At 48.2% G+C, this 17,443-nt stretch carries 14 protein-coding genes; 9 read left to right on the top strand and 5 right to left on the bottom strand.

Annotation, left to right across the window (positions count from 1 at the left end; translation table 11 throughout):
- Nucleotides 1-18 precede the first annotated feature (18 nt).
- From BGL48_RS12525 to BGL48_RS12535, 4 genes are all read right to left on the bottom strand, one after another.
- Nucleotides 19-846, bottom strand: coding sequence for a DUF2797 domain-containing protein (locus BGL48_RS12525; protein WP_069362949.1), 828 nt, complete (start codon nt 844-846; stop codon nt 19-21).
- Nucleotides 847-946: 100 nt separating this feature from the next.
- The gene (locus BGL48_RS12530) at nt 947-1,264 is read right to left on the bottom strand and encodes a hypothetical protein (RefSeq protein ID WP_069362950.1); all 318 of its coding nucleotides are present in this window, start codon (nt 1,262-1,264) and stop codon (nt 947-949) included.
- A gap of 92 nt (nt 1,265-1,356) precedes the next feature.
- On the bottom strand, nt 1,357-1,500 hold the full coding sequence (locus BGL48_RS16295; protein ID WP_155522534.1) for a hypothetical protein: 144 nt from the start codon (nt 1,498-1,500) through the stop codon (nt 1,357-1,359).
- Nucleotides 1,501-1,614: 114 nt separating this feature from the next.
- The gene (locus tag BGL48_RS12535; protein ID WP_077523149.1) at nt 1,615-2,535 is read right to left on the bottom strand and encodes an endonuclease/exonuclease/phosphatase family protein; all 921 of its coding nucleotides are present in this window, start codon (nt 2,533-2,535) and stop codon (nt 1,615-1,617) included.
- Between the two features lie 282 nt (nt 2,536-2,817).
- Here BGL48_RS12535 and nrdD point away from each other — a divergent pair, with 282 nt between their 5' ends.
- The 4 genes from nrdD to BGL48_RS12555 all read left to right on the top strand — a co-directional run bounded on the left by nrdD (nt 2,818) and on the right by BGL48_RS12555 (nt 8,886).
- Nucleotides 2,818-4,959 (top strand): anaerobic ribonucleoside-triphosphate reductase, encoded by a 2,142-nt coding sequence (nrdD, locus tag BGL48_RS12540; RefSeq protein ID WP_069362952.1) that lies wholly within the window; start codon nt 2,818-2,820, stop codon nt 4,957-4,959.
- 9 nt (nt 4,960-4,968) lie between these two features.
- Nucleotides 4,969-5,451, top strand: a complete 483-nt coding sequence (gene nrdG / locus BGL48_RS12545) for an anaerobic ribonucleoside-triphosphate reductase-activating protein (RefSeq protein WP_069362953.1) — start codon at nt 4,969-4,971, stop codon at nt 5,449-5,451.
- An 89-nt stretch (nt 5,452-5,540) separates the two neighbouring features.
- Nucleotides 5,541-6,725 carry an aromatic amino acid transaminase gene (locus BGL48_RS12550; RefSeq protein ID WP_069362954.1) on the top strand — a complete coding sequence of 395 codons (1,185 nt, stop codon included), beginning with the start codon at nt 5,541-5,543 and terminating at the stop codon, nt 6,723-6,725.
- A 169-nt stretch (nt 6,726-6,894) separates the two neighbouring features.
- Nucleotides 6,895-8,886: a methyl-accepting chemotaxis protein gene (locus BGL48_RS12555; RefSeq protein ID WP_069362955.1), complete on the top strand. Its 1,992-nt coding sequence runs from the start codon at nt 6,895-6,897 to the stop codon at nt 8,884-8,886.
- Nucleotides 8,887-8,952: 66 nt separating this feature from the next.
- Here BGL48_RS12555 and ylqF read toward each other — a convergent pair whose 3' ends face one another.
- Nucleotides 8,953-9,897 (bottom strand): ribosome biogenesis GTPase YlqF, encoded by a 945-nt coding sequence (ylqF, locus tag BGL48_RS12560; protein ID WP_069363153.1) that lies wholly within the window; start codon nt 9,895-9,897, stop codon nt 8,953-8,955.
- Nucleotides 9,898-10,213: 316 nt separating this feature from the next.
- On the opposite strand from ylqF, the gene BGL48_RS12565 reads away from it, so the two are divergent.
- The 5 genes from BGL48_RS12565 to BGL48_RS12585 all read left to right on the top strand — a co-directional run bounded on the left by BGL48_RS12565 (nt 10,214) and on the right by BGL48_RS12585 (nt 16,994).
- Nucleotides 10,214-11,491: a hypothetical protein gene (locus tag BGL48_RS12565; RefSeq protein WP_069362956.1), complete on the top strand. Its 1,278-nt coding sequence runs from the start codon at nt 10,214-10,216 to the stop codon at nt 11,489-11,491.
- Complete coding sequence (locus tag BGL48_RS12570) at nt 11,481-12,056, top strand: condensin complex protein MksE (RefSeq protein ID WP_069362957.1); 576 nt, start codon at nt 11,481-11,483, stop codon at nt 12,054-12,056. Before BGL48_RS12565 ends, BGL48_RS12570 begins: the two co-directional genes overlap by 11 nt.
- Nucleotides 12,050-14,842, top strand: coding sequence for a hypothetical protein (locus BGL48_RS12575; protein WP_069362958.1), 2,793 nt, complete (start codon nt 12,050-12,052; stop codon nt 14,840-14,842). The genes BGL48_RS12570 and BGL48_RS12575 overlap by 7 nt, the downstream gene beginning before the upstream one ends.
- 68 nt (nt 14,843-14,910) lie before the next feature.
- On the top strand, nt 14,911-15,717 hold the full coding sequence (locus BGL48_RS12580) for a DUF7281 domain-containing protein (protein ID WP_255377411.1): 807 nt from the start codon (nt 14,911-14,913) through the stop codon (nt 15,715-15,717).
- A 155-nt stretch (nt 15,718-15,872) separates the two neighbouring features.
- A complete protein-coding gene (locus tag BGL48_RS12585) occupies nt 15,873-16,994 on the top strand; it encodes an ISAs1 family transposase (RefSeq protein ID WP_069362960.1) in 1,122 nt (373 codons plus the stop codon).
- Nucleotides 16,995-17,443: the final 449 nt, after the last annotated feature.

Raw genomic sequence — 17,443 nt, forward strand, 5'->3', positions numbered from 1 at the left:
ATGCTGATTGATGCGCCGTTAGCTGTGCGAGGCGGTCACTTCGTAGCTGGTAAACTTGCGCACGTTGATCACGCCCGTATCAAATATCAGATACTGACCTTTAATGCCTTGCAACACTCCACCCACTTCTGGATTTTTATCAAAATTGTGTGAGTTTATCTTGGTAGGGTGTTCAGTGACAGGGTAACTAAAGCTCAGGGCATCCAGCTCGGCGGGCAGCACGGCATCGCTACCATATTGCAGGCGAATATCAGCGAGATCTGACTCAATGGCTTGGGTCAGACGCGTTGCTTCGGCATGGAGATCAAGCTGAGCATTATCGCCTTTTAAAAGAGCACGCCAATTGGTTTTATCCGCGACATGTTGCGCCATCGCGACTTCAACTAGCCCGGAAATCTGGCGCGTTTTCACCCGAAACAGAGGGAGCGCTTGCGTGGCACCTTGATCATGCCAACGTGTGGGCATTTGGTTGGCGCGGGTAATACCCACTTTCAATCCCGAGGTGTTGGCAAGATAGACAATATGATCGGTCATACAAAATTGCTCGCCCCACTCGGGCTCGCGACAGGTACCTTGTGCATAGTGACAGGTTTCCGGTTTCATAATACACATGTCGCAGCGGGCGAGTTTTTTCATACAGGGGTAGCAGTGACCTTGCGAATAGCTTTTCTTGGTTTTTCGCCCACAGGCATCGCAAAAGATATTGCCAGTGTGGGTCAGGGTTAGTGTTTGTCCAAGGAGAGGGTTGAGATGCAGCTCTTCGTCACCGACACGCAGAAAGTACTGTACCTCTGCGTCGGCTTCTGTGCGCATCTTATCTAAGGTTCCAATCACGACATTGCTCATTCTAGTTTTATTAAGAGCGGCAAGTGTAGCAAATGGGAGAGAGCGGAGTAAGGCAGAGAGGAAAACAGGCAAGCGACAACCTGCCTGTCTCGACAACGGATTAGCCGAGGCGAGCTTCTAGGCTTTTTTGCGTGTCTGTGGTGTGCTCACGATAAAGCGTCACCGAGACCACTAAGAGATCTTTCTTGGTATCTTCGCTAACCTGATCGATCACGAAATAATCCGCTTCTTCTTTTTCCACCCCGCGTTCGGCCAGGCGTAAGACATCTTCTTGAATATTGCCTTGTATCTCTACATTGGCCGTTTCTTCAAAGTCGCCAAAATCGAGTGTGGATTTGGCGATAAGTTCAGGTGCGGCAGAGGCGTGGAATGATAAAAAAGAAAGAAAAAAGAGCGCGATAGAAAGACGTTTTTTCATAGTGCATCAGGTATGTGGGTGAATGTACTAACAACCTACTACGGCGCGAGAGTGTAGTTGTCAGCGTGATGTTAGAAACGCAACATCGATGCCTATCGTGTGGCGTCCTCGATGTCGTCGCTAAATACGTCGTTGTCACTGCGCGCATCTTGGCCGTGAAGCACGCCAATATCACCGAGATAATCGGCTAATAAATCGTCATCGGTCGGGATGACTTGATGTTGTAAGCTATCCATTTTTTCTCCTTGGGTGACTTCAACAGTCCATATGAAGGGAGGCTAACGACCCTTTATGTCATCACCATGACAATGCGCTAGCCTCTCGCAATCTTTTGGGGAGGTCAATCGCTTTTAGCGCTCATTGGCTTTAAACGTCGCCACCACCGGGCAGTGATCGCTAAGTCGATAGTTCATCACCTTGTGATAGGCAAAATGATGCTGAAAGCTGTATTGCCACCGAGAAGCCAGTGATTCAGACACCAAAATATGATCGACCAAACGGCTATACATCACTTGATTCCACGTTTGGGTGCGCCAGTTGTAGCGTCTCGCTTTGCACCGTGCACGCACGCTTTGGGTGACATTAACAATATCGGGTGGGGCGGAGGTATTTTCAAGGAGGGCTTGGCGAAATTGTTGCCAATAGGGATCCTGTTTATCACTGATATAGCGATTGAAGTCGCCAGCAATGAGAATGTTTTTATCACCATGTGCGATGACCCAGTCTGCTAGTGCGCTAAATTGCTTGCGCAGTTTGTTGCAACTTCGTGAGGCTTGGGTTTGTTTGAAACACCCAGATTTAAGGTGTATCGATAGAATATGTATTGGTGCTTGATTAGGCGGCGTAACTACTAAATAGGTGCCATATCGCAGTGATGGGACGCCAAAAAAACCCGGCAGCGCGATTTGACGCAGATCGTTAGGATCCTCCACCTTCCAACCTTTGCGCACGGCAATCCCGGTGAGCTGCTGGCTTTGGGATCGTGCTTTAAGTTCTGCATAGCGGTCGGAAAAATAGACAGTATAGTCCTCCGCGGGAACGACGCGTGCCAGCGCCTCAGGACTATCAACCTCCTGAAAAGCCAACACATCGGGAGCGAGTTGAACAAAGATCGACGACAGCTGTTGATAATCATCTTGATGACGGATGCCTGCCCGCTGATCGTCCTTTAAGGTCAGCCACTCAAAATTCCATGTTGCTACTGTCAGCCCATAGCTAGGGGCTGAAAATATCCCGACAAGGACGAGCAGGCCTAAAACTCGAAGTACGATGGTGGATACCTCATTATTACGCGTTTCTCTGTGATCCTACTGGAAATGTTGGGCATGCACTGGCGCATTGTAGCACTTTGCGGAGAACCTTTGATTTTAACTGATAACTATCATAACGAAGATCAGTGAGATTGCGGCACAGATAGGCATTTAGTTCGCCTAACGAAGGTTATTCGAGACTTCGATGATCTGTGTCAACACAATGAATCCCCTAATTGCTATCTAATGCCACATCTTGTGTTTTTATTTTATTGTATATCCTATATATGGTGTGGAGGGCATATGCCAGCGGTAATTAAACGCGATGGAACGCGCGTCCCATTTGATGCAGTTCGAATCGTCCAGGCGGTGACTTGTGCACGCGAGTCAGCGCAGTCGATGCGTGATGCTGAGCAATGTCAACTGAGCGACGATGAGATCCGACGGTTAGCCGATACGATTGCGACGCAGTTTGCTGGCGATGCCGAAGTGGATATCGATCATATCCAATATGCCGTTGAAGATGTGCTGATGGCTGGGCCGCACAAAGCGGTGGCGCGCGCCTATATTGAGTACCGTCATGATAGAGACATCGCCCGTGAGCGCCGTGGCCGTTTGAATCATGAAGTACAAGGGCTGGTAGGGCAAACTAACACTGAATTGCTGCACGAAAACGCTAACAAAGACAGTAAAGTGATCCCGACGCAACGCGACTTGCTTGCGGGAATTGTGGCCAAACACTACGCCAAACAACATATGCTGCCCAGTGCCGTAGTAAGAGCCCATGAGTCAGGTGAAATTCACTATCACGATTTGGACTATTCGCCTTTCTTCCCGATGTTCAACTGCATGCTCATTGACTTGGCTGGCATGCTGCAAAAAGGCTTTAAGATGGGCAATGCGGAAATTGCGCCGCCCAAATCTATCGCAACCGCCACCGCGGTGACCGCCCAAATCATCGCGCAAGTCGCCAGCCATATATACGGTGGCACCACCATTAACCGCATTGATGAAGTGCTGGCACCCTATGTGGAAGCCAGTTATCAAAAGCACTTACTGGTCGCGCGTGAGTGGGCAATTAAGGAGCCTGAAGCGTATGCACGTGCGCGCGCCGACAAAGAGTGTTTTGATGCCTTTCAATCGTTGGAGTATGAGGTTAACACCTTACATACCGCCAACGGACAGACTCCCTTTGTGACCTTTGGCTTGGGGCTCGGTGAATCCTGGGCGGCGCGTGCGGTGCAACGTGCGATTTTAGCCAATCGCATTGCGGGTCTGGGGGAGAATCGCAAAACAGCGGTATTCCCGAAACTCGTGTTCTGTATCCGAGAGGGCTTAAACCGTCGGGCCGATGATCCCAATTACGATATCAAGCAATTGGCGCTCGAGTGTGCGTCTAAGCGCATGTACCCCGATATTCTTAACTATGACCAAGTGGTATCCGTCACCGGATCCTTTAAAACCCCAATGGGGTGTCGCAGCTTTTTAAGTGCTTATGAACAAGACGGTGCACTGGTGCATGAAGGGAGAAACAATTTAGGCGTTGTGAGTGTAAACCTGCCGCGTTTGGCCATTGAAGCGGAAGGAGATGAGGAAGAGTTCTATGCCCGCCTTGAAGCGACACTAAACCTTGCGCGCCAAGCACTCGATACCCGGATTGCTCGCTTTAAAGGCGTGAAAGCGCGGGTGGCACCGATTTTATATATGGAAGGTGCATGTGGTATCCGCTTGAACCCAGACGATGATGTCAGCGAGATTTTTAAACACGGACGTGCGTCCATTTCGCTCGGTTACATTGGCCTGCACGAGACCATCAATGCGCTGTACGGTAGCGCGCCGCACATCTACGACAGCGTGGTGAAACAAAAGAAAGCCAAGGCGATTGTGGCTTATCTTCACGATGCCACTGAGCGTTGGAAAGCCGAAACAGGCTATGGGTTTAGTTTGTACAGCACCCCAAGTGAAAACTTGTGCAGTCGTTTTTGTCAGCTCGATACCCAGGCGTTTGGCGTGATTGAGGGCGTGACCGATAAAGGCTATTACACCAACAGTTTCCATTTGGATGTGGAAAAGCAGGTGACGCCTTACGATAAAATCGATTTTGAGATGGATTACCCACGCTTAGCCAATGGCGGCTTTATTTGCTACGGGGAATATCCCAACATTCAACACAACTTAGAAGCGTTAGAGAACGTTTGGGACTACAGCTACGATCGCGTGCCTTATTATGGGACCAACACGCCTATAGACGAGTGTTACGAGTGCGGGTTTACCGGTGAATTTGATTGTACGAGCAAAGGCTTTACCTGTCCTGCGTGTGGCAATCACGATCCGGCACGTGTGTCAGTGACACGACGTGTGTGCGGCTATTTAGGCAGCCCTGATACACGACCTTTTAATCCGGGCAAACAACAAGAAGTGATTCGCCGTGTGAAACACATGTAGGGGGAAGACGTGAATTATCACCAATACCTTCCGGTTGATGTGGTTAACGGGCCTGGCACACGTTGTACCTTGTTTGTGTCGGGGTGCGAACATCAATGTCGTGGTTGTTACAACAAAGCCACCTGGCCGCTGAACAGCGGCCATCCTTTCACTGACCTGATGCAAGAGCAGATTGTTCAAGACTTACTCGATTCACGGATCCCGCGCCGAGGATTATCATTAAGTGGCGGTGATCCGCTTCATCCTGCCAATATCGACAGTGTAAAAGAATTGTTACAAGAGGTGGTCAGCCGCGCACCGAGCAAAGACATTTGGCTGTGGACAGGCTATACATTGGCAGAATTGTCATCAAAACAGCGAGATGTTGTCGATCTGGTTGATGTATTAATTGACGGCAAGTTTATCCAAGATGAGGCGGATCCTCATTTGGTGTGGCGGGGAAGTGCCAATCAATGCGTACACTTTCTGTCCGAGCGAGCCCGAAAAGGGTAAGAGAATCATGGTTAAGAGGTTGCCAATTTCCCCGCATGGGGTAGGGTATAGCGTATCTTGAGCATCCAAGCTTAAAAGGACGTAATACTATGTTAGATCTGCTCTCGCCTGCTCAGCAGGATCCGATTCTCTCCTTATCATTGGCGTATCGTGACGATCCGCGCGAGCATAAAATGGACTTGGGCATTGGCGTTTATCGTGACAGTCACGGTCAAACGCCGATCATGCAAGCGGTTAAAGCGGCGCAACAATCACTGGCACAAAGCCAACAAACCAAGGCCTATGTCGGGCTGGCGGGTAATGAAAATTTCAACCAAGCCATGGTTGATCTTCTGCTCAAAGGGACAGATGCCTATGATCGCTGCGCTGCGGTACAAACACCAGGCGCAAGTGGTGCGCTGCGTATGCTGGCCGATTTGATGAACTTGGCTAAGCCGGTGACCACGGTATGGCTGACTGATCCTAGCTATGTGAATCACAAACCTGTCATGGAAGCGGCAGGCCTGACGGTAAAATTCTATCCCTATTTTAATCGCGACACCAAAATGGTGGATACCGATGCCATGCTTAACGCCTTGTCACAGGCCGGTGCGGACGATGTGGTCTTGCTACACGGTTGTTGTCATAACCCCACGGGGGCTGATATCAGCCTGAAAGAATGGGAAGCGATTACCGAGCTTGCAAACCGTAATGGCTTTACACCGTTTGTGGATATTGCCTACCAGGGCTTTGGCGATGGAGTAGAGGAAGATGCGCGTGGTTTGCGTATTCTCGCCGATAACGTTGAGGAAATGTTGATTGCTACCTCGTGCTCTAAGAGCTTTGGCTTGTATCGAGAACGCACTGGCGCGGCGATTGTGGTGGGTAAATCCGCCAAAGAAGCCCAAAACGCCAAAGGGCGTATTTTGCAGCTGGCGCGAAGCACCTACACCATGCCACCCGATCACGGCGCCGCGATTGTTGAAACCATCCTCACCGACGACGCTCTCACCAAACAGTGGCGTGATGAAATTGAGGCAATGAATACTCGGATTAACGCATTGCGTGAAGGGTTGACAGCAGCACTGCGCGACCGCACGGGCGATGGTTATTTTGATTTTATTCAGCACCACCGTGGCATGTTCTCCGTCTTGGGGTTAACAGGAGAGCAAGTCGCTACGTTGCGCGACAAACACGGCGTGTATGCAGTCGGTGATAGCCGGATTAACATTGCCGGCCTAGCAGAACGACACATTGATAGGCTGGCCGATGCGCTGGTGGATGTGACTCGTTAGGTCATTGGTCAGGTAGAAGTATTCTCATAGGCTCGTCATACTTTGGTAAGACGGGCTTTTTTTATAACTGTGCACACATAATGTGATGTTCCCCCACGCTTTTTTTACAACATTAGAGTTTGGTGTCTTATACTCGTGTCCCGAAGCTGGAGACAAATAGGGAATGTTCATGCAGACTACTCGATCACCGTTTGCCACCATACAAGGCCGATACAGTATCGGATTGGTCGTATTTATACTGATTGCGACGATCCTGACGATATTTAGCATTCAGACATGGATTGCTCCAACGCTAAAAAAAGAGGGAGAAGAAAGGCTTAAGCTGAGCCTGAATGAAGTTGGGCGTGATATTACCTTTGCACTGCGTGAGGTCAAAGCGCAGCAACGGGCTATTACGCAACTAATCCCAACGTTAACCAGCGCCCAAATCGATACCCAGTTACCGCACCTGATTGATCAGTACGGCAACCCTTTGGTATTCGGGGGCGGTATATGGCCGCTGCCTAACAAACGTCTCGCAGGCGTTGATCGCGCCTCCACCTTTTATCATCGTGATGAAAGTGGGCAACTGGTTGAGAATACCTACTGGAATAGTGACGAGGCCCCGAATTATTACACCCAACCTTGGCACCGTGCGGGCCAAAATGCCCCTCAGGGAGAATGTGTTTGGGCCAATGCGTACAAAGATGGAGCGAGTGCGCAGCCTCGTACTAACTGCGCCATGGGAATTTATCAACAAGGTGACTTATACGGTGTGGCCACCATTGATGTCACGCTTGGCTTTTTTAATCAATTGGTCGCCGAGAAGCAAAAGGCATTAGATGCCAAGATTGCTATTGTGGAATCTGATGGAAAGATCCTTAGCCAAAGCCGCGGGGGCTTCACGCGTGATGATGTACTTAAATCGGTGTCAGGTTTTAACACGCCTTTTGCCAAAGCCATTGAGACAGCCTTGAATCAACAAACGCAACGTGTGACTTTTCAAGGTAAAAGCCAAGAGCAAACCTTATTGTTGTCGCCAGTCCCTGGTACGCCCTGGACGCTCGTCGTTGCTAAACCAACCTCGGCACTCACGGCGCTGAGCGATAAAATGCTCACTACCCTTGCTTGGATCCAGTTACCCTTGATTGGCCTATTGCTCGTGATCATGCTCATTGCCTTTAAGCGACTTCATAGCCGCTTTGAGACGTTTAAGCACAACGTGGATAGTTTATCTTCAGGCGATGCGGATCTCACACTACGCTTGCCAATTAAAGGTAATGATGAGCTTGATAATATTTCTCACTCAGTGAATGATTTCATCGCGTACTTGCAAGATTTAGTACAGAAAGTGATGAGCGCAAATCAAACCTGCTCCAACTATGTTGAGCAAATTGCTCATGACGCCAGCCAAACACTATCGACGTTAGAGGCTCATGTGCGAGAAACCGAAGGCGTGGCTACCGCGATTAATCAGCTGAGTGCCTCTGCCTCTGATGTGGCGGAAAACGTGAATCAAAGCCATGATGTCACGCGTCAGATGCAATCAGAAGCGCAGCAAGCACGTGAAGAGACACAGGCATCGACACGCAGTGTTATAGCACTCGTCGATAACGTTGAAACCAGTGAGGAAAAAGTCGCGCAAATGCGAGAGCATGCTACCGCGATTGAATCCATTCTCGGTGTGATTGGTGATATTGCTGAACAGACTAACTTGCTTGCCTTGAATGCGGCGATTGAAGCGGCTCGGGCGGGTGAGCAAGGGCGTGGTTTTGCGGTCGTTGCGGATGAGGTAAGAAACTTAGCCTCGCGGACACAACAGAGCACGGGTGAAGTTGATAAGATGTTGGTACAGGTAAGCGAGGCTGTGACACAGGCTAGTCAATCCATGCAAAATACTCGAGAGCAGTGCGTCTCATCCTCAGAGCGGAGCCAACAGGTTGAACAGAGGATCGACACCATGACCCAATCGGTGACGCAGGTTGACGAACTCAGTACGCAAATCGCCACGGCGGCCACCGAGCAAAGCCAAGTCACCGAGGATATCAGCCAAACCATGACGTCTATCCGTGATATCGTTGCCAAACTGCATCAACACGGACAAACCACCGAGCAACGAGCACATGATTTACAGGCCGCAAATACGGCGCTGCAACAACTAGTGGGGCAATTTAAAGTCTAGTATATCTTTGCCAAAGGGGACGAATGCCCCTTTGGCATATGACGTGTTGTCATGTCACGAGTTGTATTAACGTTTGTTTTTGAGGTAACGCTTACGACGGGCCTCTTTTTTAGCGGCTTTTTCTTGTTCTCGGCGGGCGTTGTCTTCTTCAACCTGTACCAGCTCGGTTTCAATCATATCCGGTTTTTCTAAAGTGAGGCCACCTAGCGCACCGGTGCGTAAGTCGTGCAAAAGCACTTCTGAGGCTTTATGGAGGTCAACTCGTCCACCCGCGCGCAAACAACCGCGTTTGGCACCAATCGCTTCCATTAACTCAATGTCTGTTTCGGGTAATGCATCAAGCTGATAGCGTTCTTTAAGCCGCTCGGGATAGGCGCTCGCCAAGTATTCCACGGTATAAAAGGCGACTTCGTCATAATCCATTGCCGTGTCTTTAACGGCGCCGGTTGCCGCGAGACGAAAACCGCTGTGTGGGTTCTCAACCTTTGGCCACAAAATCCCCGGCGTATCAGAGAGCACGACGCCGTTTTGCAGGTTGATCCGCTGTTGTTGGCGCGTCACCGCCGGTTGGTTGCCGGTTTTTGCGATCACTCGGCCAGCAAGACTGTTAATGATGGTGGACTTGCCGACGTTGGGGATCCCCATGATCATTGAGCGAATGTTTTTCCCCATGGTTTCCCGATGCGGTGCCAGTGCGCGGCAGCGATCCATAATCTGGTTCACTTCATGCGGGTGCGAGGTAGTAATTGCCATCGCTGACACACCCTGTTCTTGCTCTAGGTGCGCCATCCACATTTCGGTCATCGCCGGATCGGCTAGATCGCGTTTATTCAGTACCTTGATCACTGGCTTTTCACCACGAAGCGTGCGGATCAGGGGATTTTCGCTACTAAACGGAATGCGCGCGTCGAGCACCTCGATGATCACGTCGATCTTAGGGACGACCTCTTCGATCTCCTTGCGAGCTTTATGCATATGCCCAGGAAACCACTGGATTTTGTTGTTAACCATGTTTGTACAACCTTGCTGATGCCAGTGCGCCAACACGATACCAGTCAGTGGCGCAAGAATGGCGCGCATCATACCACTTAATCAGAGGGATGAGAAAAGCTGGGGGTTATGGATTATCGATGACAACGCGCGGTATCGAAATAGCCACTCTCACCTAATAGACTACGTACGCAATTTAGATCCTAGTCTAGTTATTCGACATGTTTATACGTTCAGTGTTTACCTGCTGCTATTAAGGGGACATTATAAAAGCTGTCCGATCTTGAGACAGACTCGGTTGAATCAAAGTCGATAAGTTGGTGGGTAAGGGAGTGAAATGGTCGCACCTAAAAGTCTCATTTTTCAGTTACACCAACATTGGGAGGTTACTGAGCAGCTAACGCGGCTTTCGCGAGAGTTTCCAGCTTTTGATCTGAGAGTACTCGAGCAGGTGATCAATCAATACAAAAATAAGCAAACAGACAGCAATACTGTGCTCACTAGCCTTGTTAATGCAGATATATTGCAACCTATCAACCGAAGTAGTGACTATCAGCTAAATACATTAGTCGTGGATTTTGTGAGAGGCTTGACGCAAGAGCATGAGCTTGGCCTATCAGCAGTACTTAGAGCGCGAGTCGACGCGATTAAAGACGCTACCAGCCAGGTGTTAGAAGGACTAGATGGGTCGGACAATGATTTGTTGCGTGCCGGCGCGAACAGACTCTCAGAGCTTGTCAGAAAGATCACCCAACAGCTAATCCAAGACAAACAAGCAATTTTTGAAATTGCAGAATTAGCGAAATCGGCGGATACCAGTATGCCAATTGAACGTCGTTACCGTGAAGTCCTAGAGGTGTACGATCAATATGTTGAGCCGATGAACGAAATGATGGACAGCGGCCTTGGTGGTAGCTTCTATCCTTTGTTGGAAAAAGCAGAAGAAGCGCTGGATGATGCGGTCGATCTACTCTCGATACGTGGCGCTTTATATCAACAAAGGCTGGCAATGCGCCAGATAGCTTATCAAGTTAAAGAGCTTCGTTATCAAGGACGCGTCATTGCTCAACAATGTGCCGACACTTTGCTGCCATTACGAGAGGAAGCAAGACAGCATAACCAGCTTTCAGCGGTGATTAGTAAGCAGCTCAGTCAAGTTCGTAAAAAGGGATTAGCGCGAGGGCTCAACGCCAAGGGACTACCTTTGTGGACAAGTAGCCGCGTCACCAAAATTCAATTGGGCAATGAGGTGCGCGAGTTGATGGCTGAATTTATGAATTTTGAGCCTATTGCTGTTGTTTTCCCTGATGAAGAGGATGGACCGACGAGTTCAACAGTCAGCTGGGTGGATGAAGCGCGGTTGAGAGAACAGTTGAGCGATTCGTTGCCGGTTGACAATCTTATGATATGGCTGAGGGAGCACTATCCGCATTTACCGGACGCAGCGTTATTAAGACTTTACCATGAACTTGTACAAGATCCTCAATGGGAAAGCACGTTAGGGCCACACTCGGATACTACAGCGTTAAACACCGTCGCCGTTACTTATTACCCTCATAAAATCAGAGCATTAACTGATCCAACTCCTGCAAAGGGTATAGATCATGCAAAATAGTAAAATCGATTTAAATGAACTGGCACATTTGACCGAGTTATTTCACCTTTTTAGTTCTGGACGACACCTTAACCGCTCGGCGGATGCCGCGCTATGGCATGAGCTTGAATTGCAAGCAGAACAGTATCAGTATCTATTTGCAAACCTAGGTTTTGAGTTGCGCATTGATGGACGCGGCTTTGCTTGGTTTCATGATAAAGAAGGTAATCAGAACATCAATAAACAATCACGTCAGTTAGCATTATTGCTGATGGTGCTATTTGATCACCAAGCGGATAGCGGTCGCTCCCTTGGCCAGTTTTACCAATGGACAATTGATAATCCTTTACTTGATGACATTTACGAAAAGCATCAAGGACTTTTGGATGCAGAAGAGCTAGACCGAGATGCACTCGCAAAGATACTCGACAACGCTGTGCGAAAAGGTTTTGCCGTTCAAGAGAACAATCACTGGCGTTTGCTGCCGTCGGTATATCGCTACCTTGATCACTTCCAAGCAATTACAGAGCACGCATCTGAGAATGATATAGCGGCTACGGCTTATGAGGAAGATGAATCATGTTAAGTTATGGTTTTCAACGTGTAGCGTTAATCGGCAGTGCGGGATACCAGCGTGCTGAACTTCCTCTCGACGATTCTGTGTCATTAATCGCACCCAATAACCATGGCAAAACAAGCCTTATCAATGCGCTTCAATTTCTACTTATCATCGATCAGAGAAAAATGGATTTTGGCTCGCACACGCGAGATCAAACGCGTCGTTTTTACTTCCCAAATAATAGCGCCTACATCTTGCTAGAAGTAATTCTACCGCAAACGGGCACAGTAGTATTTGGGTGTGTCGGTAAAGGGGTGGGCCATGACTATGAGTACTTTGCCTACACGGGAGAGTTGAATTTAGACGATTATCGTTTAGATGATGGTAATATCGTCAGCCAACCAAAGCTTGTCAGTCACTTAGCAAAAAAGAAATACAGCGTCTCTCGATATAACGAGAGGGACTTCCGTCACTTGATTTATGGCGGTGCAAAAAGTAAGAAGACGAGCGATATTGATTTTACCGTATTCAAGCTTGAGCACATTAGCGATGCCCGTTCCTTTCAGCAGGTACTCACCAAGACGTTGCGACTCGACAAACTAAACTCTAGTGATGTGAAAAAATATTTGTTAACGATATTTAGTCGAGAGTTACCCAACGCCAGCATTGATTTTAAGCAGGAATGGGAAAAAGCGTTTCAAGACATTAATCTAGAGCGCGAGCAGTACCTAGCCGCTTTCAATAATCGAGAGACGATTCAACAACTCGAGCAAAAGTTTGAGCGAACCTTATCTTTACGAGGAAAGATCACCGTATGCCAACCGAAAGTGGATGAGTTGCTAAAAGACTGGCATGGTCACGTTCAAACGACGAGGGAACGGCTAGTTAAGCAAAAGGCTAAGCTTGAACAAGCCTCGCGCGAACTTCGAGACTATGATATCGCTCTAGCTGGAGAACGCCAGGACTTAGCCAATAAACTGGCAGAGCTAGATCGTACGGAGCAGCATTATCAAGAGCTTAAAGCGCGCTTTGCCCTGATTCCGAATCAAGAGTTCCTAGAGAGTCAGTTACGATCCGCCGAGAAAGAGTATGAAGCGCAGGCCACATTATGTGTTCAGTCCCAGCGCTCCTCTTCCGAGATGCTTAGCAAACAATTGCAAGAAAAAGAACAGCAGCGCCAGCGGTTGCAGTCTCAACAGCGAACCTTAAATGACAATTTATACCTTCACCTTTCTGAGACGCTCAATACACACGAGTTAGATAATCTAAACAAGGTGCTCAGCCAACAAGTCCTGCAACTGCCCCCTTCGCAGTACTCGCTTAATGCTGAGCAGTTGCGAAGCGTTTTTAATTGCGAGTCCTCACAGCAATGCTTGCTCCCCGGCTTAACATTGTCGGTTCATGAGCTATTGCCTCAGCATGTGCAAAAAACAGAATCAGAGATTTTGGAGGAAATTGGTAGCATTAATGAGCAGATAAACGAGCTCAAAGAACTACTTCAAGCAAGTAGAGAGCAAGAGGCGGCTGAGAGGAAAAAGGCCGAATTAAATAGTGCCGTTAGGCAGTGTGAACAAGAGCTAAAAGAATTCCAACAGTTACAAGAGTTAACACACAATCAAGCACAGCGAATCGAGCAAAGACAGGCTGTTGAGAAACAGCGAGTAGCGATTAACGATGCGCTTAACAACTCAGGAGAAAAGCAAGCCGATCTTTCAAGGCAATTAAGTGAGGTAGCGGATAAGCTTAATAAGCTGGCTTCAGACGAGAGCAGTGTTGAAAAACTAAAGAAACAAAGAATAGATGACCAAGCGCTATTTAGCGGACTTTCTGACCAGCCACATTCGCCCTGGATAGCGGGGGATGATTGGTCTTTGGCGTCACTTCCGGATCGTCTTCAGGACTACATTGAAGATTGCAAAGCCCTTGATCAGCTATCAAAAGAATTGCGCCAAATGAAAAATGAATTGGGTCAAAAAGGGCTGACTAAGTTTCAGATGGCGCAAACACAAGATGAAGAATTAGAGGGTATTATTCAATTCAATCATTGTTTGGACGATGAGAAAAAAGCACTGGAAAGGCGGGCACGATCGGCCGTCGTCAACGTCACTGCCAGTTTAAGAGAGCTGCGCAGTGGTTTATATGCATTGCAAAGTAAGATGAAGGAATTCAACCGCCTGATCAGCCAAAGGCAGCTGTCAGATCTTAAAATTTTCAAAATTGAGCCAGTCGAACAAAGTCTGCTTGTTGATGCGATGAATGTGCTGATCCAACAAGCAGAGCAAACTGAAAGTGGTCAAAGTTTTGAGCTATTTGATCAGGGCAGTATCCTCGATGATGCTGATTTAGAGCGCGCGAAGAGCCTGCTGATTGATGAGGGCAATGCTCGCCAAGGTTTAAGAGTAGCAGACTTATTCCGGCTTGAATTTGTTGTTGCCAAGCACGACCAGCAGCAAGAGTCATTTGAAGAAATTGATAGTGCCGCCTCTAACGGAACCGTATTGATGGCGAAGCTTGTGACGGGTCTGGCGATGTTGTACCTCATGCAAGATAAACGCCACCAAATGAAAGCAGTCTGTTATTTGGATGAAGCGTCAGCTTTGGATACCCAGAACCAAACGAGCTTGATAGAGATTGCGGATCAATTCGGTTTTGCCTTGATATTTGCCTCACCAGCCCCCTTAACCACCGCGCGTTATTGTGTGCCAATTCACCAAGCCAATGGCAAAAATCATATTAGTCGAAATAGCTGGCAGATTTTCGAACCACTAGAGAGTCAAGAGCTGCCCCAATCATATGCAGAGCCATCGCTATGAGCCAGGCGTTGGTGAAAGCACTCTCGCGACTCGTTGAGGTTTACCCTGATTCCGTTGCCGGGAGTAGAATGACACCGTCTCAAAAGAAGCAGCTTGAAGCGTTCAATCACAAAACGCGGTGTGTGCAAATTACGCCTAAAGGCCGTGGTGTTGTTTATCGAATTCAAGACATGGATGTAGCCGCCGTTGAACTTGAACGATTAGCCCCCGAACAACATGTATCTTCCAGTGTACCGCAACGAACGGTAAACATAGCCTCGACACGCAGCAGCAAACAAGGATACACAGCTCTCGATGTCAGTTACGTGCTGGCTAAAACGGTTGCGAACCCTTTGTGGGAGGTTTCCGGAGTACCAACCGAGCACTTAAATGCAGCCACAGAAGCGTTTGGTGTATTCTCGCTTGAAGTTGGCGGAGAGCGAAATAGCCATCTTCACACAGAACATTCCATTTGGCTGGTGGAGAACCAAGCGCTATTTGACAGACTAGATTGGTTGCCCAATAACGACCCTACTACCGTTATTTGGTACCGCGGACAGCTACACAACAAACTGATTGATTGGTTATCGGTGCCTGAAAGGGCACCGATAGTCTACTTTTTTGCTGACTATGATGGAGTTGGGCTGAATAACTACCGCCGCCTCAAAGAGAAGCTTACAGAAAGAGCAGAGTTTTGGATGATGCCGAATTGGAAGGCGTTTTTGTTACGTTATGGACAAAACCAGCTTTGGGTTGACACCGCCCGGGACTTTGTCTCTTTCGAGCGCAACAGCCAAAAGCTTTTAGCACAGTCATCAGAGTTACGAGAGTTGGTGACGGAAATGCAGAAGCATGGCTTAGCTTTGGAGCAAGAGGTGATTTGGTTGAATGACTAATATCTGTGATTTCATCTTATATTTACAGGTATACATTAGTGGATTGGTGACAGGGCGAGATCGCGAACGTTTTTTGACCAAAAAAGGATCGGTTTGACGATCACCTCTGGCTGTGATCATATAGGCCGATTCTAAAATAGTTCGGGATAGATACCGTGGATATCGATACATTTAAAGACTATTTCAGCGCCGTTGATGATCATCGCCAGAGTGCCAAGATAACCTACCCGCTATTCGACCTGCTTTTTGCTTCATTGTGCGCGGTGATTGCGGGGTCGAAAGGATGGTACGAGATTCGAGAATACATCCTAGGGCACCATGAGTGGTTTAAGTGTAACGGTATGTTTAAAGACGGTATTCCTGCCGATGATACTATCGCTCGCGTCATCTCTTCGATTGAACCGAGTGCCTTTCAAGCCTGCTTTATCGATTGGATGAAAGCTGTCCATCAAATGACGGATGGTCAGGTGGTCGCAATCGACGGTAAAACGCTGAAAGGCTCTTACAACCGTGAAGATAGAAGTAGTACGATCCACATGGTCAGTGCGTATGCCAGCGAAAACCACCTGGTGCTTGGGCAGCTCAAGACTGAAGAAAAAAGCAATGAAATCAATGCGATTCCCGAGTTAATTCGCCTACTCGATTTACGCGGTGCGCTGGTCACTATCGATGCCATGGCCTGCCAAACGACGATTGCCAAGACGATTCTTGAGCAGGGTGGCGATTACTTATTAGCGGTGAAACAAAACCAGGGCAAGCTAGCGAACGCGATCACCGAGGCATTCAGTGAGCAACGTCGAACCTTCAATGACGATGTCGAGTTTGAATATGGTCACGGTCGTATTGAATCACGTCAGTGCTATGTGCTTGATAAAGCGTGTTTATCAGGCGACTTTACCCGTTGGCCATCACTGCAAAGCCTTGTCATGGTTGAGTCTTTGCGTGTTGAAAAAGGGCGTCCGATGTCGCTGGAGTATCGTTACTATATCAGCTCAAAATCACTGACTGCCGATGAGGCAAGCCGTGCTATCCGCTCGCATTGGGGCATTGAAGCCATGCACTGGGTCTTGGATGTCAATATGGGTGAAGACGCCTGCCAAATTTATAAAGACAATGGGGCCGCGAACCTTGCCTGTCTGCGACATATGGCCTCAAACATGGTGCGGGCTGAGCCGACCAAGATAAGCTTGGTGGTCAAACAGAAGCGCTGTCTCATGAATCCCAGCTTCTTAGAAAAGGTTTTAGCCGCAGGCATACCGGCGATGGTTGAAAAATGAACACTCTTGCGCTCGCCCTGGTTAGATATCAATGCTTTAAATGAACTATTATAACTAAACAATTGTTTTTAAAGGATTTTTTTGGAATTTAGCATTGACAGGTTCGATATCGTTGACGTAACCTTTTGGTATAGTTCTTCGTCAGTCCCACTTAGGGCAGTTGATTACGATGTCGAATGCTACAACCTTTCCAACCACGATTGAATACATGTATGAAGGTACATACTTCTTCAATAAGGTTGGGCTGTGGTTCGTGGAGCAGTTTACAGTTTGCAAAAAGGAAGATTGAAAAATGGATACTACCCTGAGGTATGAATTTAAGTTTATCGCTGATGACTTGAACTTGATTGCCCGCGATGATGAGTTGACTAAACTGAAACAGCTATTAGTTGAGCTATCTCTAGAAGCAGATAGCAGTGCTAGGGGGCGTTGTTTCCTAAATCATTGAA

It is taken from the genome of Salinivibrio sp. SS3, assembly GCF_001722105.1.
GTDB classification, from domain to species: Bacteria; Pseudomonadota; Gammaproteobacteria; order Enterobacterales; family Vibrionaceae; genus Salinivibrio; species Salinivibrio kushneri.

Excerpts from the sequence above, each read along its gene's own strand:
- BGL48_RS12525 (WP_069362949.1), bottom strand. The coding sequence starts at position 846 with ATGAGCAATGTCGTGATTGGAACCTTAGATAAGATGCGCACAGAAGCC.
- ylqF (WP_069363153.1), bottom strand. The coding sequence starts at position 9,897 with ATGGTTAACAACAAAATCCAGTGGTTTCCTGGGCATATGCATAAAGCT.
- BGL48_RS12550 (WP_069362954.1), top strand. The coding sequence starts at position 5,541 with ATGTTAGATCTGCTCTCGCCTGCTCAGCAGGATCCGATTCTCTCCTTA.
- BGL48_RS12570 (WP_069362957.1), top strand. The coding sequence starts at position 11,481 with ATGCAAAATAGTAAAATCGATTTAAATGAACTGGCACATTTGACCGAG.
- BGL48_RS16295 (WP_155522534.1), bottom strand. The coding sequence starts at position 1,500 with ATGGATAGCTTACAACATCAAGTCATCCCGACCGATGACGATTTATTA.
- BGL48_RS12530 (WP_069362950.1), bottom strand. The coding sequence starts at position 1,264 with ATGAAAAAACGTCTTTCTATCGCGCTCTTTTTTCTTTCTTTTTTATCA.
- BGL48_RS12575 (WP_069362958.1), top strand. The coding sequence starts at position 12,050 with ATGTTAAGTTATGGTTTTCAACGTGTAGCGTTAATCGGCAGTGCGGGA.
- BGL48_RS12565 (WP_069362956.1), top strand. The coding sequence starts at position 10,214 with ATGGTCGCACCTAAAAGTCTCATTTTTCAGTTACACCAACATTGGGAG.
- BGL48_RS12580 (WP_255377411.1), top strand. The coding sequence starts at position 14,911 with ATGACACCGTCTCAAAAGAAGCAGCTTGAAGCGTTCAATCACAAAACG.
- nrdD (WP_069362952.1), top strand. The coding sequence starts at position 2,818 with ATGCCAGCGGTAATTAAACGCGATGGAACGCGCGTCCCATTTGATGCA.
- BGL48_RS12555 (WP_069362955.1), top strand. The coding sequence starts at position 6,895 with ATGCAGACTACTCGATCACCGTTTGCCACCATACAAGGCCGATACAGT.